We start from the raw sequence: 20537 nt of genomic DNA, 5'->3' as shown, positions 1-20537 counted from the left end.
AAGGATTGAGGTAAAGTAAATGGCGAATAAATCTCTCTTTAAAGACTTGGAAGGAATTAAGTCGTACATGCCAACAAGCGAGGAGGATAACTATATTACTGTTAATGGGACAGTTTCATCCTACGCAATAAAAACAGGATACACAGCCCCAACCAAAGAGATTACTATTGAACAGTGGCTAAAACCTGATGTCTCTTCAAAAACCATGTCAAGCTTTTCTTATGCTCATTCATCATCAGACAATTCAGTTTTACTCTACAATGTAAATAAGAATATTACCCCTCATGTTAACAATTCGACAGCAACAACGGGCTTAAGCCTTCCTTCAGGAGTTTTTTCACACCTAGCTTTAACATGGAGAAGCTCCGATGGACTGCTTCAAGTATTTATTAATGGCATAAAAAGATATGAGACAAAAAATATTTCTAAGGGCTTTATAATTCCTTCCGGCGGAGCTGTTATTTTAGGACAAGAACAAGATAGTGTAGGAGGAAGTTTCCAAGCCACACAGGCCTTTCTTGGAGGTATTAGCGAGACAAGAGTGTGGAACAAAGTATTAACAGAAGAAGAAATTAAACAAATGATGCCTGTAAGTTTAACCGGATTAGAAGAAGGCCTTGTTAGTTGCTGGAGCTTTTCAGAAGGAATAGGAAGTAAGGTATCAGATAAAACGCTAAAAGCTCAAGACTTAATCTTAATAGGAGCTAGCTGGAAAACAGAAGGCGTACCGCTAAAAGGGCACTTTAGATGGGGAACGATTGATGCTTCTCCTATCTCTAAAGACATGTTTGATGACTATGGTATTCACAGTATGGGTGTATTTAATCGTAAGCCAATAGCGCAGAAGATTACTGTAAAAAAGGCCGAAGACAAAAAGTTTTTAAGTACCTTAAATTTTAGTGAAATCAATAATGTCTTAGCCATTAAAATTGAGGTGAAATAATGAGGGCTCGATATGCATTAATAGAAGTGTATGACTTTTATAGTTCAAATGGTGCCACCATATCAGAAATTGAGTTATTTGACGCAAATAATAAAAAGATAAATTATAGACCAATCGATGTTTATGATTCTCATACTGGCGGATTACCCAGCTACTGGAACAATGCATCTTTATGGGGCAAAACAAATCTGAATGACAGTGAGATATCTTATACCGATAACTGGTCAGGTGCATACAGTACTACATTGTTTTTATGGAATGGGTCACCGAACAGAGGTAATTGGGCAAGGTTTGTTCTAGACTTAGGCGGTTTTATAGATGTTACTCTTATTAATATGTGGGTAGGATCTCCTGAAGGGCGAATTCCTCATAATATTAAAGTCTTTTTGTCAGAACAATATGATTCCACAAATGTATCTGGAAGACAAAATACAAAACTCAGCTTCATTCAGCAAATAAATTTCACAATCAATAATAAAGCCGTAAAGCTTTATCAAATTGAAATAGAGCCTGAAATGAAGTTTCTTATTGTAAACCAAGAAAAAATAAATACATTCAATACAGAATGGATCACATTAGATACATCAGAAATAACAAAAGATCTAATTGATTCATCTGGTTTTTCAGGATTAAATAAAGTAGATAGGAAATTGGTGGAAATTAACAGTTCGATGATCCAAGATGAAATTACAAGTACGTATAATACGCTCATTGACCTAAACAAATTTCATAGTGTAATGTCCGTAAGAATCAAATAAGAAAGAGAAAAAGACATATCAAGGCTTCAGAACCAGAAGAAAATAGCAATACAATTAAGCCATAAGACAAATCCACTTTAAATCATGATAAATCAATAAGTAGTATTAAAAATAAGAAAAGCACAATTCGTCTCACTATTAAAAGTATACATGTAATAGTGAGATATAATTTAATCCAATATCTAACTACCTATAATATATGTTATGTAAACTAAAAAATAAATCAATACTTATACATCTTTGTTCTAGAGATCTTTAGATTGTTCTTTTGAAATGTTTTTTAGCACCCATTATTAAAGCTATTGTTGCATATAGTCCATCCAGCACTAGCCATTGTTCTTGATTATTATGATTATTTGTAATAAAATAAGGTTAAAATAACAAAGATGCAGGTGTTAGCACCACCCACATCTTCGATAGTCGCTCGCTTGATAAAGCGGCCAGCTTTATGAATGATAAAAGTAATCACCCAATTAGCCGGGACAGCTTACGGGGTGATTACTTTTTTAATTGAACGATCATGATTACAACCATAACTAGTGTTAAGACAAACATGCCGAACCCTAGAATAACGTTTGCTACTTCTATTGTAATCATTGGCCTCACCTCCTTCCCTTTCCGGTTGGAAGGCTTGGCCGCTCACCCCGCTGTATGCAACTATGCTAATAATTATATCAGTTTATAGAAGATTTTTCATCAACTTAATAGACACTATTAACATTACTGTTATCCTTAATTTCTACAGGATGTAGATTGCCTCTAATTTCCAATAGCTAGTCTATCTCTAGCGAAATTCCATAACCTTCAGAAATTGTCTTTCAAAGCTCTATTGAGTAAGGCTACAGATCGATCCAAGTCGTTTTTTACTAGTGCCTTATATGCTTTTACTTTTTCCATATCGCTAATCTGATAAACTGCAACTTCTTGCATCTCTGTACCCTCTTTGTCTATCCATTTACGTTTAATAAGCCCTTCTTTAAGTAGTTCATGTAAAGACTTGTAAACTTCGGATTTTGTCGGTTTGTACCCAAGATCATCGAAATAATCGATGAGATCACCTAGGATTTGAAGCCCATACAAATTACCGTGCTCTGCCTTCTGCAACATATAAAGTTTCAGATAAGCCCTCTGACGTAGAATGAAAGTTGTTCGCCCCATAACAAAACCTCCTTAAAAGCTTGTCCGTGTATATTCTTCATTTTACCAGATAGTATGGAGCGAGGGCTATTCTTATTAATAAAGGATTATTTAGAACCGTGTTCAAGTTGATGACTTAAAAATAATACCTTGGACTTGCTGATACTTTATCAGGTTAATAGATCGAAAAAATACCTTTCCTTGTTCATCTGTTTTTTTATTTTCCATCTTTAAGGCTATAACAACAGGCCTTCTTTTCAACTCCACTAATATTGATTTACCGTATGTTTCAATCTTCTCTTTCGTTAAGTCGTTACCTATGTCAACCCACTTCGAATCTAAAAATGTCTTATAAGTATCCTTATTAAGAAAAAAGACTTTGTCATCATCTATTTCTCCATATGCTTTTATTGCTGCCATTTCCATGTAACCCTTGCTTCTGACCTTTGCATGAACTTTAATAAAAGTAAACTTAAAAGACCTCTCCAATACAGTTTGTTGCAAAACTTTATCAGCTGTTACTCTTCCTACGGCAACGAGTTTCCAGCTTGGGTCATTTGGCTTATATTGAACACTCATATCCGTGCTTTCTGTTGCGTATATTTCATAATCTCCAACGTCTCCATCAGAACTAGCAGAAGCAATATATAGTTCGTTTACAAGAAAGATGATAGCTTCCTTTTGATACGCCCGTGGATTAATAATAAAACGGGCAAATCCATTTACTGTATAGTAAGTGCTGATTGTCGTAGATGAGGAGCCAGCTTTTATTGTGCCAGTGTGAGTATGTGCGACATCTTTGTCATCATCATTCTCAACTGATCCCTGTACGTGCCAGTGGTTGTTAGGAGTCCACCATGAATCTCCGCTAGTTGGATCTAAATTTGATGGTTTATATGAACCTTTAATGTCACCTTCAGCAGTGAACGTTGTATAGTGTGAAGCACCATAAGGATAATCCGCCCAGGTGACTCTTGCTCCATATTCATAATTCAATATGTTCCTATCCATATAGCTTGTCAGTGTCGTAACCATTCCTACACCTCTATTTCCAGAATATAATCCGTATTATTAAGAAGCTCGAGGAACAATTAACCTCGAACTTCTTTTTACATTAGACCTAAATCAGTCAAGTGATAATATTTTTTTAAGTTAATCTTTGTATTGAACAGTTTATCGCTCACAGAAGATACTCTGTCGATCATTACGACATCACTAACTGTGGATAATCGATTCAATAAATGATGACCATCCATACCATCAGATTTAAATAGAATTTCGTTGGGTGGCTCATCTGAAACTGACTCCCATTTACAGTTAGTGAGTTTAAGATACTCCCCGTTTAAGTAAATAAAAGACTTATACATTAGCGCAATAAATCCCCATCCATAAGGGCCACCGCAAACCCCAATGTTCGACCTAGTGTTGTCAGGATCAAGTATAGTGGGACTACCTGTATCAATCAGATTAACTGGCAATGACTTCAAGACGGAATCATTTTCCGTGATGGTTCGCTGAAGTGAATTTGTAAATGTTCCACCACCATGAGAATAATCAAACACGCAATTAAGCCATACTCCTTTTCCTGAGTAGTTTGATGTATACCTTCCATTGCATTTAAAGATGCAGTTGGTTGCTTTTGGGCCGGCAACCAGTTGGTCATTGTAATAGCAAGTAGACCATTTTATTGTTCCTTTGTTCTCAATAAACAAATTACGGAAGTTTCCGTTACACCAGCGAAATATAGCATTAGAATAACTGACTGATTTTCCTGGAATAAAATTAATCTTCATATTAGATATGACTGTCCCTGCATTAGGTATTTCAAACAAGTTGGCATCCCGACGAATGCCTTTTGTGCCATCAAAATTAATTACAGTGTTTTCATTTTCACCCCATATCGCCAATTTCTTATTATAGTCGTAAAAACAAACACTTCGATAATACGTATCGAGTACGAGATGAGGTGCTTCATAAACACCAGCTTGAATAAATATTCCATCCCCACTAGCAGCCATTTGAATAGCTTTAATATGGGAATTATAAGGCGCCATCTTGCTTCCATCCCCAGTAGAGTCGTCTCCATCAGGACTTACATACCAGACTTTATTAAAATCTTTTGGATTTGGTAAGACGTAATTTGGCAATAGATTTAACCTCCTTTATTTATGGTTACACGGATTATATTTAGTGCTATTGATAACATCGAGGAATGGCTTACTTCAAAATACCGTCAACTTCTAAATTTTTGATGTCAACATATCTGGTAAAATCTATTGTTTTACTAAATAGTCTTCCAGAACAAATAGCAAAATCTGAATCGGTCATTTGCTCCCTAAGAGTCTCACCCACTCGATTGTATGATTGCAAATTAAACATGGTAATTCCGTAACTATCAAACATATATTTTGAGACAGGAGCAGTCCCAGCTACTTGCCAAGAGGAATCGTTATAAGTCTTTATCACTTCTCCCTCTTGAAAAAGAACCCTCTGACCGGTTAAAGTAGTAGACAAAATAATAATAGGTACTGCATCAACAGCCCATGGCCTAAGAGTTTCACTTACAAAAGTTACATTTTTATATATGCTGTATTTAAATCCTATGGTTCCATCTCCTGTAACTAGTGCAACATCGCTAAAATCATTAAATGACCTAGTGTAGGTTGTAGTTGTTCCTAATTTTAATGGATAGTCAATTGCTAGATTTACATCTTGCGCTCCTCTAAAGAGCCAATATCTCAGTGTGAACAATGTATTGTTTGCTGGGAAAGCGCTTGTAATCGAAAAGCTTCCACTTGCTGTTAGTCGTCTATAATATAAATAAACGCCATTTCCAGCTCTACTGCCTATTTTTATATACCCCGACGGCAAAGATGGATCCTTACTTCCCGCTCCATTTATATAAATCCCTACTACAATAAAATCATCTTTTAGTCCATTGTTTACCACGACAGTTCTTGTTAATCCAGAGATTGATGAAGATTCTATTAGTTTAATTGCCATCGTTTCACTCCCATTTTAATTGTGTGTTAAGTTGTTTCAGATGGAATGCTTTTATATTTGGACAGATTCAAAGATTGTGAGGAAGCCGATCTTGCATAGAATCGAAAATAGGAGTTATATCAGTTAACGGAATCGGGGGCATTTCCGAGATTCTTTTGAATTAATTCCTTACAACGATAATCGTGGTCCAACTGCCGCTATTTTAACTTCACTTCCTTTTAGTACTTTATTACTTAAAAAATAAAAATTAAGCACACCTAAGTTTCGCTGTGCTCGCCAAATGGACTATAAAAAAACACGGTGTAGAAAACCGTGTTAGTTTACCAATATTATTTAGTCGCTATTTCCAGATTCTTAATGTTTGAGTATTTATTCAAGATTAATGTTCCACGAAAGATATTGTCATCAATAAGTAATGACTTGGGATTACCAGACACAACCTGCGCTTTTCGATCTAAAATTGAAGCGATTTCAAAGCCGTTCTCAATAATAAAATCAGTGGAAGGCATTGATGGTCCTGAAGCATCCACAACAAAAATTGAATCATCTATTTTTGTTATGAATTTGTATGTTCCATTGTAATGTACAAACGTTTTTTCTCGAATGAGTAAACTTTTATGATAATACGAAATTCCAGAGGAAACTAAAGGAGACATTTTAACTTCATTGACAATTAACCGTCTAGGATCAAAGGAGCTCCAAAATATCAAACCTATAGAATCTTCTGCTGGAGCGGATCTTGCTTTAAATATTTCTTTTATCTCAGATTGAGGTAGTTGCCTGTTCCAGAATTTTGGTAGCTCGATAGTAACTATGTCAAAAAAGTTCCCTATTGAGCCAAAGACCTTGCCGCAACTTGTTGTAGCTCCTAATGAAGACACAAGTTCTCCATTTACATAAATTATTGTAGAGGACCCAAAAACAACTGCAACATGATATGTCTCTCCCTTAGTAAGCGAAAAGTTGGAGTATTGAACTCTTCCAGGGCCACCATAACAATTACCACCTGTTCTTACACCAATTGTATTATTGGCTGACAGTTCAATAGTTGCTTCCTCGTTCGTGGATCGTCCTGTGAACAATTTTACAGAGCTACTACTTGATTTCAATACTTTGATCCAAAAATCAACAGTGAGAACACTAGTCTTAGGGAAACTAAGTGTACCGTTTTGTATAGGATAGCTTATCAAATAGAATACCTCCTTATTTTTTTGCTCTACTTTCGTAAATGGATGGTTTTTTGAATCAATAATTTCAATTATCTATATCTAAATACTCATTAAGTAACACTATTTTCCTAAAAGTATTGCCTGAATCAAAAGTGATATTTGTGAGAGTCATTGTATCCTCTTTTATTCTTGTCGCTCTGTCAAAAACAGAAAGTGAACCTAGACCATGAAGATCAAACGAGGCACGTGTAGGAGAAGTAGAGTCAGTAATTGACCATGTATCATCTTTAAAAGTCATAAGATTTTCCCCACTCTGTACAAGAAACTTTTCAGTAGCTATGATCTTTCCATAAATTCTAAATACTGTTGATTGATAATAAGTTCCTTGATAAGCACTCGAAGTGTAAATTCGTATTTTCCAGCAAGAAAAATCTACGTTTATGTTCACAATCCCGCTCTTGTGACTCCAACTTGTATAGGATTTTACCGTTTCCCATCGACTATCAGTTCTCGGATCATTGTAAGAAGCTGTGCGATCGTCGGTGTATTGAATAGCAAAATTAGACGGTGAAGTATTGCCATTCCAGCTTGAGACACCAAATGCAACCTCAATTTTTTGAACTTGCATTTTTTCGGTGTTGTTGATAGGAAATATAGCGACAACACTTGGAGAACCAAAGCTTACTATGTGACTTCTATAAACTCCATCTGGTCCATTCCCGTCATCAATTTTGCTCCATGTCCGACGAAGCAATGTTGTCATATTACTATTGTTAGACTGAATGCTTGCTCCTAGATTTATCATACTAAAACTCCTTTTAAAAGCCACAGCCTAGATTTTTAGAGATTGAATGCTTGTATATTTAGACAAATTTAAGGATTGTGAGTAAGCAGATTCCTGCTCATGACTGGTGATATTTTGAGTAATATTAATCAATGGAATAGGAGGAAGCTCTGAGGATTTTCTTTCAAATATACTTCTGTCTTCCATCCCCCACTCTAAGAAGTCGTGGAAAGTTGATATGGTTTCTGTATCATAAGCGCTCCAGTGAGCCGACGATTCTATTACCGACTCTAGGAAATCAATTTCTGTAATCGCAAAAGCTGATGTCCCATAGGTCGATTTAATATACAATCTGTACTTTTGGTAATGCTTGCTGTTATTAAAGTCAAAAGTTCTTGTTTCGCCAGCCGCCCATGGAGTTGTATTGAACTCTGCTAAGTCTACATATGCACCATTTTCATATGCTTGAACAATAAAATTCTTCACTCCTTGTGTCGTGACATAACTATCTAATCTGGCTGTAATGGCAACTCGAACAACTCTTTTAAGCTTCCCAATGTCATAAGAAATCCATTGTGGCACTGCACCATTTGTTTGTCCTGTGTGCCAAGCGCCATTAGCATGGACATTGAGTTTTTTATCGAAAGCCCTAAAGCCTTCATATCCGCTTCCCCATATGCTGCTTTGCTCAACTATACCTGTAGGTGTTGTTGCTGAAGTCATTGCTGGGACTACACTAAAGTAGCCACCTTTAACTTCAGGATTCCATTTTTTATATTTATCATTGTGCAAAATAAGAGTCCTGTCTTTTTTTACAACAGATTCGTCATAAGTAGATATTCCAAGGCCATTACTTTGCACATCAACAGCTCTTAAGGTTCCTAAAGATGACAATACCGTAATAATTACCGTATGCCATCTGTCGGTCAGTCCAGTGACAACGAATCCTACGTAATTATTAGCATTAGCAGAATGGTATCCTTTATAAGCTAAAGGCTCCTGTCCATCAATGGAGATGCTCATGTTTCCTCTGTTTGACCATGAATACACTAAGACAGTCAAAGAAGTCCCATAACAGTTAAAACGGACTGTTGAGCCTTCTGTATAAGAAATCATGTCGGAACCAGAATTATTTAACCATCCATTACTATAGTTAAAATTAGAATCAGTAAATAAGTATCTTTTATATCCATTTTCTGCGGTGATTAATTGCTGTCCAATAGTTGCCATTTTACTTCACTTCCTTGGTGTCAAATCTAGCAGTTCTTATATCTTTATATGTCTTTAAGTTAATATCATAATAATCATAATAGTGAACGTTACTGATTTTTGAAGCGACCGACAAGTTAAAATCTAAGAGTGTGTTACTTAGCGCTTTCGATAGGTTATCTTCGCCCTGTGTACTTATTAAGCCTAAGTCATCAGTAAATTCTTCCCATACTGGAGAGGAAATCTCTTCATCCATCCCAATAAACTCTAGCTTTGTAAGTACAAAGTAATTTCTATTAACAGTTCGAACATTGTAGATTCGATAAGCGAGGTACCTTTGATCGTTTTTAAAAGAGAATGTCTTTGTCTCAAATATTCCCCAGTTATTGATACTTGCAAACTCTGCAAGGGTTGTCCAGTTGGTCATATCGTCGCTTGCTTGTACACGAAAAATCATTGGGGAATCTGAGGAAGCATATGAATTATTTCTTGTTCTTATTGTTACCTTCGTAATCTTTCTAGGTATGCTAAATTGATATCCGATATATTCATTCTCTGCATAAGTTCCTGATTTTGCTGAATGTCCTTCTCTAGCATCATCTACAAAAACAAAATAAGCTTGTGTATTAGAGTAAACTGATTTTGAGAAAGCTAACCCTTCAGGTTCAGTGTTGCTAGTCATTGTAGGAACAAGATTTCTCTCTACTAGATAATTGGGATTTGGAAGAAATTTCTTGTGCTTATTTTCATGAAGAACAAAACTTTTATTCTGATAAATAAAGTTTTTGTCATTAATCATGTTTGATATATCCATATCAAAGACAATTAAATTTGCTATATTTCCTTTAAATGGGTTTGCATTGCCACCTGAATTCCATTGTCCTAACCTGGCATTCATTCCCGTCCATTGCCTAGCAAGCTTCCCATTAGATACTGCCTTTGGTTTTGAATAATCATCAATGTATAGCTTTACATTATTATTCCCTACTTTTCCGTCCCAGGTAAAAAGCACATCATGAAAATTCCCATCACATATGTTAAAAGTCGTATATGGAACAGTAACCCTTGGAAAGCAAGCATTCCAAGCGTTATGATAAAAATCAACAAATAATCCTGTAGATGATAAACAAAACTGAATTCCATTAGTTGATGATGTTGCCTGAGTACCACCTATTATTTCTCCCCACGATGAAGGCTTAAAAGCTTTAAGTCTCATATAAATACTCATAGCTCCAATAGGCGTCAAACGTGTATTAAGCAATACTGAATCATTTACTCCATCAAAATACAATCCTTCATTCACAACCCACGTTGCACCAGATATTGTACCAACATAGCTGTTTTTGCAGTCTCTAATAATGGATCCGGCTCCTTCGTCAAACTTATACCAACAGATCGAATATTTTTCAGCTAAGTGTTCGATTATGTCTTGACGATTAACAGTCATAAAAACAACACCTCGATATAATTAGTCTTTCTCTTATTACTAATAACTTTAGATCTTAAGCACATCAAAGGATTGATTGCACTCGAAACAAACTTAAAGGTTGTGAGAAAATTAACGAAGCCATCTTAATTTTACAATAGGATAAATAGAACTTAAGGAAAAGAAACAAGAATAAATAGTAAAAGACCAACCAAAATGGTTGGTCTTATTATAGGGTGAGGGGGAGGGGTCTTTTAGAGAACCAGGTTCTCATAGTTTTTATTACGACTTATCATTCCTTATATAACCATCAAATCAAACTTTTATCTTTTTATGCAACTGACCTTTTAGATATGGGAATGCGACTTTTGGATCAATCGTTTTGTTTTGTGCATCCCTTATTTCAAAGTGTAAGTGGAAGCCTGTTTTACCATAGACCCTTCCTGTGTTGCCTTCTTTGGCAATCACTGTGCCAGGATTCACTGAATCTCCAACAGAGACTTGCATGCTTTTATCTTGTAAGTGCATGTAGATTGTTCTGACTCCGCCCTCATGTGTAATTTCAACCACATTCCCCATTCCGCCATTATATCCTGGAGATACCTTTGTTACCTTGCCTTTGGCTGCTGCAACAATTGGCGAACCGCTACCGCCTTGTAGGTCGATACCATTGTGGAACTCTGTTCCGCCGTTAATACTACGATTACCATAGTCACTTGTGAATGTAACCTTATTATCATAGTAATCGCTTGAATAAGGGAATGTCATTGCGAATCCAATCTCTTTAGCAGCTGGAGCTGTAGATAAACTCTCCGCAATGTCTTTAGACATTAAAGCCTTATAGATGTAGTGTATTTTAGGGTAATACTCTAGCTTTTCCTTATGCCTACTTGTATCTCCAGGCCATTGTCCTTTTAAGTTTCGGTAAAAGTTCGTCCAAATTTGATCATACGTCCATGTGCTGTGCTGATTTTTATCTAGTCCTGGAGTATAGACAGGGCCATATCCTTTAGAACTATTACCAATTATTAAAGCCTCGCCGGAATTATAGGCAATGCTTAAGTTTACAATATTGCTTGATTCCCAAACAGCTTTGCGTTTGCTTACAAGATGCGCACAGCCTTTTTCTATGTTTGTCTTTATTTTATCCGAAATAGACATGCTTAAATAATTACTTGGCAAATTGTTTATATGCATCTGCATTAGTCCTACAAATCCGTCAGGTTCACCATTATTATATCTCCCTGTCGATTCTACTATAATGACTGATAGCACAAGCAGAGGATCTAGTCCGTATTTAGTAGCAGCATCCTTAATATACTGTTCAAAGTTAGAGTCTGCATCTTTTAAAGCTTTGAGTGCAGAGTCTACGTTTTTAGCGTATGCTTTACCGTTGTTCACGTACTGCGTCATTGCATTGTTTGTTGCTAAGCTATCAAAGACAGCATCATTCATCTCAATTTGCTTTCGTACTTCTTCTGTCGATTGGATAGAAGTTGTCTCTGTTCCTCCCGTGTAGCCGCCACTACCCGAAGGTGAGAACCCTCCTCCGTATCCTAACTTACTGTAGAATGTAGAGCCAGTTGGCCCATAGAAGATACCGATCCCTTCAAAGCCTGCGCCAGTAGGATCGTTGTGATGCTCGATATTTTTGTAGTTACTAGCTAAGCGTTCTGATTCACGTCCGTCGTCATAACGAACATGTGGTGTTTGCTTCTCGATAGGAACTAAATCCCAATTCATTTTAAAGCCCTCTGGCCATACTTCCTTGAAGTCTTTATCCCCGTCTTCACGCTTGTTCTTCTTGATCTGCTCAAGATCCAGGAACATCTTTTCTATCTTGTCTGGCTTCTCCTCAATCTTTGTCTGGTCGATGGAGTCTTGCATTTGCTGATAAGCCATTTGATTATCATCATTAATTAACTGCAGAGAGCGCCCCAGTTCATTCTCGATCTCATAAACCTTACCAAGTATTGGTTCATATCTTGTACAGCTTAGACATTGATCCAACGTCATAACCTGACCATCGTTTATGCGATCATGATGGAGGCAACGAATTGATTTGTATTTATGGAATTCACTTTGTCCGCCATAATACACACAGTTGATATTAATGCGCGAACCTAATCGGAATGTATTTCGGTAAAGCGTTGCAAGGTTGTTCTCTACCTGAACCATCCGCTTCTCAACTTTATCTGACAAATCCATAACGATCTTGGCCAGCTGCACTGTATGTTGATGTGGTTGATAGAATGATAATCGATGAATCTTCATAAACGGAAGATGCTGCTCAAGTTCTTCAATCTTTTCATCTACTGGGAGCGGATCATTGTTATTAGCTGGCTTTCCGAAGTTTGGGACCTTCTTTTTGTACCTGTGTTCTTTATTATCATAAACAAGTGACCGCTTCTTGTAATCTTCATAATCAAAAAAGATTTTCGCAATGTCGATCCCTTTTTTAATGAATGACTCGAAATTAACTTCGTTAGCCATATCATACTTCTGTTCAGTTTCCTTCTTTTCCTCTTCGTTTTTCCATAAAGGAGACAATGGCTGTACGTATTCCTTTGGAGTCTTTTGAGGAGCCACTAAGTCAGGATAAACCGGTTCTCCTGGTGTCTCTTCTAAGGGCTGCTTATCAATAACAACAAGGCCGCCACTTGTCGTTACTCTGAAGCCACCTTCTGAGTTAGGAGCTGTTGAGACAGAAGAATTTGCAAAAGCATCTTGTAATCCGTCAACCGAACTGCCGATAGAGTCTCCCGCTTCTGCTGGAGTCTGTCCCTCAATATCAGCCTGATTAACAGACAACTTTATGTCTGCCACTTGCTGAGAAATATCGCCTTTCCAGTTATCAAGGTCAGCCTTTTTGCCAACACATTTAACTAGCGTGAAAGCAATAGCCTGGCAGATTTTCTCAAAGTTCTGCTTGTACAAAGTCATGTCAGTAGAGCTATTCATAAAGCAAATTTCTAATAATAACGAGTTCGCTTTACAGCCATTAGTAAATGCTAGCGACTTTGACTTTGGACCGCGGTCCTTAAATCCACCAGCAAGGGCCATAGCAGCTGATACTGCCGCCGCCATTTTATGCGTAGTAGAATCTCCACTTTTATAAAACGCCTCTGATCCAATTCCACTAGATGTGGACGTACCAGAGCTATTAAAATGGACACTCACATCCAATTTACGTGTTTGCTTATTGTGGTAATTTACAAGATGCGTTAAGTTAGCATTTTGCGTTGTACTGACGTCATCATAATAGAATTCGGCTGCTAAGCTATTCTCTTTAAGAATTTCTACAACACGTTTAGAAACGTTACGGGCCTCCCCTACCTCAGTCATTCCATTTCCGGATGTTCCCGCTACATGTGTCCCGTGTCCTGCTGAAATAATAATATCTGCCATCAGAATCCCTCCTGATATGTAATTACCTTACTTCCAGAAAGGGGCAGCTTAGAAACTCGTTGTTCGTATTCTGGCTGCATGACATGATAGTAATCACGAAAAGCTTGATGTAATTTTGTGTTATCAAATTCTTTTTTTCTTTTCCTCTTACTCATTTTGTTATTTACTCTACTCTTAAAAAAATTCGTAAAGTACTGTACACTCTTTGAATGCAACATTATCGAATCACGCTCCTTGATATATACCTTCATTCAGAGAAGTCCTTTGTACAGCGACATCAGTGCCTATCGGAATGAAAGGAAATGATACTTATCTTAGATGTGACTTTAATGTTCATTTATCATGAGTGTTTTAGCTGTAAAGTTTCAAACTAATGGGGTTAATTACAAAGTAGTACTTCATGAGATCTCTTTTCACCCTGTAACTATCCTGTCTTTAATTATACAAGACAATGTCAGAAGTGTCATTATGTTACCACGGTTTTTATAAAAACGTAAAAGTAATCATTTTAAACAGAATCTTGGTATTTGCAGATACTTTTTATAAAAAGGTTACCTAGAATTGTGATAATGAGTCTAACCATTTCATTGAACAAATAAAAAAGTTTATTACCTTATTTCTACAAATTTGCTTACATCAATTTATTTAAGCTTATATAAGCTTAAAGAAACTTACTTTATTATAAATAAATTATGTGGTAAACTATGGACAAAATAAGGAGGTGGAAATCGATTGGGAGGCGAATTAAAAAATAGAAAGAGAATTTCTGCTTCAATTAGTTTAACAAATTATGAGGTTTTCAAAGAGTTATCGGACATTACACGCATTCCTCAATCTCGATTGTTAGACGAGGCCCTTAATGACTTATTTGCCAAATACGAAAATGAATTAGCAACAGCCTATACTAGAAGCATTAAGGATGAAATTACTCACTACAAAAAGCATTCTAAGATACTGGAGGAGAAAAGACGATGAAAAAAGCGAAAATCATCTCCGTCCACATCCAAAAAGGTGGAGCAGGAAAAACCACTACAACCTCTTTCCTCGGTGGAGAGCTGGCCGCAAGAGGTTTTAAAGTTCTGCTACTGGATACGGACAAACAAAAGAATTTAACAGTTAACTATCGATTAAAATTTGAAGAGGATGATCCCGAGAAAAAAAGGAAAAACGTATACAACTTTATCATCAATTCAAAAAAGAAGGATTTTAATCCGTTTGATTACATTATTCCTACTGAGTTCGAAAACATTGATATGGTGCCTGCAGTATCAGATCAACCTTCAATAAGCAAGGAATTGGACAGCACAAATTTAGGCAGATTAGAGTTTGTAAAAAGTGCACTTCAAGGCTTGCAGAACGCTTATGATTTTATAATCATAGATTGTGGCCTTGATTTGGATGTTCTTTCCTACAATTGTTATCAAGCATCTGACTTTGTTATCGTTCCAGTTAATCCAGAACCAAACACAAAAGAGTGTATACCGCCTACTTATGCGTTCTTAGAAGAAAACATGGAACACAATCCAAACTTAAAAGCTGGAGTTGTATTTGTAAACGTCGATGCCAGAGAGTCTATCTCTAGAACAACTATTGCTTCAGTAGCTGAAGGGATGAAAGATCTTTGCAAAATTTTTGACATTCAAATACGAAGAGACACAAACGTGAAGCAAGCACAAGACTATCGCGTCCCTATTAATCTATTTGCGCCTAAATCTAAAGCCGCAATAGATGTTAGTATGTTAATTGATGAACTACTACTTGAATTGAAGGAAGTATGTCCTGAAAAAATGGGGGTATGATGTTAAATGGCTAGAACTAAATGGCAAAAACCAGCTGGTGATAACTTTGTATCAGATATGAGAAAAGCGGCTCAAAAGGCTGCCGAAAAAACAGAGATACAATTAAAAGATATTGTAGAAGAAGATACTGGTATTCGCGTACAAAAAATCCGTCTAAGTGACCTTCACGATGCTCCAAATGGCTGGAACGTCTATCGTGACATCAAAGAAGATAAGGATCTCTTTGAACGCATGCGCAAATCTATTCTAAATGTAGGTCTACTTTCTCCAATTATTGTTTGGGAAAGAGAGAAGGGTAACGGCTTTTATATCCTAATGGGCCATAGCCGTAAACGTGTATTTGAATATCTTTATAAAGAAGAAGGTTTTGAAGAATACGGCGAAATCTTTGCATTTGTTCGACCTCATGATTCCCTTACAAAAGCTGAAGCGATAGGAATTATCACAGACTCAAATATTTCACGAGGCAACTTAACAGAAGCTGAAAGGATTTTAGAAACGGGCTTACACATCGAAGCATTCGAAGAAGAAGCTCAAAAGATCTTCGTAGAATCTGGTAAGTATGCACGATTAAGAGATGTTATAGGTGAAATGATTGGCCGAAAAGATGGAAAAGACGTAGATAATATCCGTGCATTGTGTAGCCTCCCAAGAGAAGTTTTGGACCTCATTAACACTACACCAATCACTAAAACGCACCTACTAAATGTAGCCGTGCGTAACGAAGAAGTGCAGCAACTTCTAATAAATCATAAAGAAAAAATTACAAAGGAATTTGTGGCTATGTTAAAGCCAGGCCTTTCAGTCGAAGATATTAGAAAAGCGTTGGAAGAGAATTATATCAAACCTGAGCCAGATACAATTACAATTACTGTACCAGATGGTGAAGGATACCGTTTAACGAAAGTCTTCAGTAGTATTTTAGAAAACGAAGGGATAGAAGATTTCAAAGTAAAATTGAAGCGAAAAAGAAAAAAGACTACAGATTAATGTAGCCCATTTTTATACTCATATCGATATGATATTTTGACCATCCCTCAAAGGCAAAATAATTATCGAAAGGCTCTAGTGGTTTTAATCCAGAACTGCTAGAGCTTTTTAATCCAATGGCTTTTTGTTTTAGGTATTATTACATAAACTTTAAAGCAAAAGCTGTAGGACACTGCTTATTTCGAATTGTACCAACAAATTGAGTCTCAGACAATGGCTAATCGTCATAGGTGATTTTAGATATATTCATATTCAATAAAAATGGAGTAGGGTCAAATCCTACTCCCTTATTAGTTTGATATCAAATGCTTCTTTCTTTGAAACAATTTTTAAAGCAACTTCATCCCAACTATCGTTACAGATAAGTTGGTAAACGAAAACAGTATCATGAATAGAATCAGAACGTTCAAGGCGACCATGTCTTTGAGTCTGAATCGCGTAACTCTCAGCAGGCTCTATTTCAATTAAGTACTTACAATGTGATAAATTGATGCCTTCAGCTCCCGCATTGGAAGCCAATAGAACCTTGAAATTGTCATCGTCACGGAATTTTGTATAGGCTTCTTCATAACGTTCTTCACTGGTAAACTCACCATGAATTTGTGCTATTTTTACGTCAGGGAACTCTTTCGCAAATCTTTTAATAATAATATCCTGCATCTTCTTGAAACGAGAATAGATTGCGACTTTTTCTCCCGACGAAATAATTTCCTCGACCAATTCTACAAGGATTTGCATCTTGTTTGACTTTGCACCTGTAATAAATTGAGAAGCCATCTCTGATTCACTAAGGGTAAATAGTTCCTCAGAATTAGCCAATTGTTGTGCAAACGTCTGATGTGCCAATATTAAGGCCTCGACTTTTGCCAATTCCGGATTATTAAGGGCATCTCCTTCAGTCTTAAAATTGGCTCGAATGGCTTTCTCCTGCTCTTTAAGCTCATCTATCTTTTGTGTAATATTGATGTACATCTTACGTTGAGCAGGTTCAAACTCACAGTATCGTTGCATTACAACGAGTTTTGGTAGAAAATTTGCGACCTCTTCTTTTGATTTTATAAAAAGACTAGGAGCAATTTTTTCACGTAACTTATCTAAATTTTTAAAACCTACAACTTTTCCATAACCAGCATATTTAATATAAAGCGCAGAGAAGTTACCCCATTTAGGAAATGTTTCTGGAGAAACAAATCGAAAAATCCCATATAAGTCTTCAGGGTTTTTTCCTACCGGTGTGGCTGTAGCCCCTACTTTATATGGCACATCTGAAAATTCACTGACAGCCTTAGAACGTTTAGAATCTTTGGATTTAATGTATTGAACCTCATCAGCAAAAATGTACTCAACATTTGCTTGTCGAAGCTCCTGACTGACATCTTTTTCTCTTAATGTCTCATAATTAAGAACAAACAAATCTGCATCTTTAAATTGATCTTTAAACACTTTTATAGATTCTTTTTTTAGATTGATGATCTCTTTTTGAATTTCTGTAACTTTCGAATCTTTCGGGTTATTCTTCAGTAGTTTTTTTAGAGCATTCTCACGTCTCTTTATCTTTGTTAAAATAGGCGCAGCTACTTCTTTTGAAGACAAGACTACTTTTGATTTTAAGTCAGAGAATTTCTCTACCTCTTTGTGCCACTGGTATTTTAAAGATGCTTTCACAATAATCATCCCAGGGCCACTCACTTTACCTCTTTCTTTTAATTCTAAGTAAGCGCCAATACCTGTACAGCTTTTTCCTGCGCCACAAGGAAGAATTAAGAGAGTTTCATGTGTGTCTACTATATATTTAATCGCCTCTTTTTGATATTCATAAGGTTGAAGTTTCAAGTTTTTGCCCATGCTCTCGTAGCCGGACACTTCTTTTTTTATAGAGACAGGAATTGCCGTTGGTTTTTCTGGTACCTTGAATAAACTCTTGATAACTTTAATACCATCTTCATCAAAAAACCAGGCTTTATTTTCAATATCGTAGTCTTTCTCTTCGACCATCATCACTTTATTAATATACTCATTGAATTGGTGACGCTTACCAGCAAACGTCACCTTGTATCGGTCGTCGACTTTTTCAATGTTGATTAAGCTCAAAGCCGGTTTCACCTCTATTTTATTTTTCAAATATAAACTTACTCATTAGTCGTAGTATTTTAATTACTGCAACTTCCTCACCATAATAGGCCACGATTTCAGCATCAGATTTATCATAAGAATAGATAAGATCATCAACGAGAGATTTAGATCTCCAGAAACATTCTTGGATATCTTCATAATTAAACGTTTCAAGTAGTTCGTGTGCAGCATTGTTTATACAACGCAAACTTTGGTCAATTTTTGCTTCATTCAATGAAGTTACTGTAACTGTTGCGCGTATGTCCATTTTTTTCATCATATGATAAAAGATAATTTGACTTGATCGGTCTAGGGACTGTATCAAATCCCTCACGAACATCATAAAGCAATATCTTTTGTAGTCCATTTGGTTAATATGTACAGACCCTACCTTACGATAAAATAATCCTTTTAATTCTATAATGTTGTCATAAAACATCGTAAACCTTTGATCCTGAGTTGTTGATATAAAATTTGGCTGTCGAAGAATACTAGACAAATGATAGCCCCTCCCCTATCGAAGTTACTGAAAAGAGAAGACAATCTTGTTAACTCTTCGTGAAATCAATAATGCTTTGGTAGAACTCTTGTCCAACATCAATATATTGTTGAAATAAATTTGCACGATAAGCTTTAGAATTTTTCGCTTCGGCACTCATATTGCTATCTTTCAACGCTATTTGTTGCACCTGCCAATTGAAAATTTGCAAAAATTCTTGCGTGGCATGAATTAAGTCGTCTTTAAATCGCACTGATCGATCGAGATTAGCTTCTAGTTTCCCATTTAATAATATTAATTCATGGTTCTTGTCTTGAAGTTCTTGACTCTCTACCAGTACTTTTTGAAGCATAGTATGACCTTGATCTAGTTGCTCTTTCAGCTTTTCAATCTCATCCATTTGGTTCAGGACCTTTTGCTCAATGTAAAGTCTCATAGTAGATTGGTCTTGTTCTAATCTTCCTAAAAGAATTGAAATGGCTTCCGATGGCGACTTGTCGTTCAATTGCTGCAAGTTAATTGTCACGGATAAATCCTTTGGCTGTTCGTCTACTGTACTATTATTCCCTTTAGAATCTACAATAGTTCTCGTTTCAGTCTCTTTTAAGAATATCCTAAATTTGTTACCACCGTCAATAAGTAGTTTGTTATTTAGCAAAAAATTGGTTATATCTTCTATGTCATTTTCAAGAAGTAAAAGAGTGTCAGACATTTCTTCTGCCGAAGGTAGATCAAATGGCTCAGTTCCGTACATAGTTTTTAAGTAATTCAAATATGACAGAATATTGTAAAGCTCAGAATGATCTCTATATCCTAATTTTTGTTTAATAAATTCAACCTCTTCTTCGGTTAAATTACTATACCTCTTATTATCAATTGCCTTAAACTTTGTCTCTTTATCTACAAATCTAAATTGTAATGGTTTTTTACTTTTCGATGGATCTAAATTCAGTTTGAAAAGTATGTTTTCATGAACCTTTAAATTTTCCATTAATCGCTTTGTTACGGAAGATCCTGGTGTTGTACCAACAAGTTTTGCAATATCACGATACGTTAAAGTAACCCAGCTGCCCTCCTTCGTGTTCTCTAAAATATAGTCAACCAAAATACTTAATTCATCCGTGAGGTCCTTTTTAATTGCCATACTTTTAATCCTCCCTAATGTCCATAATCGCATTAGGTAGACTTCGTCTATCTCGTCTATAAATCGCGAGGCAGTTGTTCTCATTGTTTGTCATATTATATAGAAACATTTTTCGGTCGTGTAATAAACAATATTATTCTGCTCGTGAAATGGCTA

17 protein-coding genes are annotated in these 20537 nt (G+C 36.1%); 5 read left to right on the top strand and 12 right to left on the bottom strand.

Annotated features, from left to right (window positions below):
* Nucleotides 1-19 precede the first annotated feature (19 nt).
* Together MKY88_RS24220 and MKY88_RS24215 are read left to right on the top strand one after the other, a co-directional pair.
* Nucleotides 20-943 carry a LamG-like jellyroll fold domain-containing protein gene (locus MKY88_RS24220; protein WP_340814870.1) on the top strand — a complete coding sequence of 308 codons (924 nt, stop codon included), beginning with the start codon at nt 20-22 and terminating at the stop codon, nt 941-943.
* Nucleotides 943-1701, top strand: coding sequence for a hypothetical protein (locus MKY88_RS24215; protein WP_328204455.1), 759 nt, complete (start codon nt 943-945; stop codon nt 1699-1701). The genes MKY88_RS24220 and MKY88_RS24215 overlap by 1 nt, the downstream gene beginning before the upstream one ends.
* An 804-nt stretch (nt 1702-2505) precedes the next feature.
* On the opposite strand, the gene MKY88_RS24210 is transcribed toward MKY88_RS24215, so the two are convergent.
* The 9 genes from MKY88_RS24210 to MKY88_RS24170 all read right to left on the bottom strand — a co-directional run bounded on the left by MKY88_RS24210 (nt 2506) and on the right by MKY88_RS24170 (nt 13837).
* A complete protein-coding gene (locus MKY88_RS24210; protein ID WP_069483538.1) occupies nt 2506-2859 on the bottom strand; it encodes a helix-turn-helix transcriptional regulator in 354 nt (117 codons plus the stop codon).
* Between the two features lie 102 nt (nt 2860-2961).
* Nucleotides 2962-3873 (bottom strand): hypothetical protein, encoded by a 912-nt coding sequence (locus tag MKY88_RS24205; RefSeq protein ID WP_328204458.1) that lies wholly within the window; start codon nt 3871-3873, stop codon nt 2962-2964.
* Nucleotides 3874-3947: 74 nt separating this feature from the next.
* Nucleotides 3948-4985, bottom strand: coding sequence for a hypothetical protein (locus tag MKY88_RS24200; protein WP_328204460.1), 1038 nt, complete (start codon nt 4983-4985; stop codon nt 3948-3950).
* A gap of 70 nt (nt 4986-5055) precedes the next feature.
* The gene (locus tag MKY88_RS24195; RefSeq protein ID WP_193834064.1) at nt 5056-5841 is read right to left on the bottom strand and encodes a hypothetical protein; all 786 of its coding nucleotides are present in this window, start codon (nt 5839-5841) and stop codon (nt 5056-5058) included.
* A 329-nt stretch (nt 5842-6170) separates the two neighbouring features.
* Nucleotides 6171-7031: a LamG-like jellyroll fold domain-containing protein gene (locus tag MKY88_RS24190; RefSeq protein WP_340814869.1), complete on the bottom strand. Its 861-nt coding sequence runs from the start codon at nt 7029-7031 to the stop codon at nt 6171-6173.
* A 64-nt stretch (nt 7032-7095) separates the two neighbouring features.
* Entirely contained in the window at nt 7096-7815 is a 720-nt protein-coding gene (locus tag MKY88_RS24185; protein WP_328204464.1) for a hypothetical protein, read from the bottom strand.
* Nucleotides 7816-7842: 27 nt separating this feature from the next.
* Entirely contained in the window at nt 7843-9024 is a 1182-nt protein-coding gene (locus tag MKY88_RS24180) for a discoidin domain-containing protein (protein ID WP_328204465.1), read from the bottom strand.
* A 1-nt stretch (nt 9025) separates the two neighbouring features.
* Nucleotides 9026-10450, bottom strand: coding sequence for a hypothetical protein (locus tag MKY88_RS24175; protein ID WP_340814868.1), 1425 nt, complete (start codon nt 10448-10450; stop codon nt 9026-9028).
* Between the two features lie 294 nt (nt 10451-10744).
* Complete coding sequence (locus MKY88_RS24170; protein ID WP_328204343.1) at nt 10745-13837, bottom strand: peptidoglycan DD-metalloendopeptidase family protein; 3093 nt, start codon at nt 13835-13837, stop codon at nt 10745-10747.
* A 732-nt stretch (nt 13838-14569) separates the two neighbouring features.
* Between MKY88_RS24170 and MKY88_RS24165 the strand changes: the two genes are divergently transcribed.
* The 3 genes from MKY88_RS24165 to MKY88_RS24155 are packed head-to-tail and all read left to right on the top strand — an operon-like array spanning nt 14570 to nt 16626.
* Nucleotides 14570-14812, top strand: coding sequence for a ribbon-helix-helix domain-containing protein (locus MKY88_RS24165; RefSeq protein ID WP_025115919.1), 243 nt, complete (start codon nt 14570-14572; stop codon nt 14810-14812).
* Nucleotides 14809-15636 carry a ParA family protein gene (locus MKY88_RS24160; protein ID WP_069483528.1) on the top strand — a complete coding sequence of 276 codons (828 nt, stop codon included), beginning with the start codon at nt 14809-14811 and terminating at the stop codon, nt 15634-15636. The genes MKY88_RS24165 and MKY88_RS24160 overlap by 4 nt, the downstream gene beginning before the upstream one ends.
* Nucleotides 15637-15642: 6 nt before the next feature.
* The gene (locus tag MKY88_RS24155) at nt 15643-16626 is read left to right on the top strand and encodes a ParB/RepB/Spo0J family partition protein (RefSeq protein ID WP_069483527.1); all 984 of its coding nucleotides are present in this window, start codon (nt 15643-15645) and stop codon (nt 16624-16626) included.
* Nucleotides 16627-16905: 279 nt separating this feature from the next.
* Here the strand turns inward: MKY88_RS24155 and MKY88_RS24150 are convergent, their stop codons facing one another.
* From MKY88_RS24150 to MKY88_RS24140, 3 genes are all read right to left on the bottom strand, one after another.
* The gene (locus tag MKY88_RS24150) at nt 16906-18747 is read right to left on the bottom strand and encodes a DEAD/DEAH box helicase (RefSeq protein WP_340814867.1); all 1842 of its coding nucleotides are present in this window, start codon (nt 18745-18747) and stop codon (nt 16906-16908) included.
* Nucleotides 18737-19006 (bottom strand): hypothetical protein, encoded by a 270-nt coding sequence (locus MKY88_RS24145; protein WP_139133774.1) that lies wholly within the window; start codon nt 19004-19006, stop codon nt 18737-18739. Before MKY88_RS24145 ends, MKY88_RS24150 begins: the two co-directional genes overlap by 11 nt.
* Nucleotides 19007-19286: 280 nt before the next feature.
* A complete protein-coding gene (locus tag MKY88_RS24140; RefSeq protein ID WP_069483524.1) occupies nt 19287-20381 on the bottom strand; it encodes a hypothetical protein in 1095 nt (364 codons plus the stop codon).
* Between the last annotated feature and the right edge of the window lie 156 nt (nt 20382-20537).

The sequence above is a fragment of the Lysinibacillus sp. FSL R7-0073 genome, from assembly GCF_038009065.1.
GTDB classification, from domain to species: Bacteria; Bacillota; Bacilli; order Bacillales_A; family Planococcaceae; genus Lysinibacillus; species Lysinibacillus fusiformis.
The sequence above is the reverse complement of the archived record's forward strand: the minus strand, read 5'-3'. Positions and strand labels throughout refer to the sequence as shown.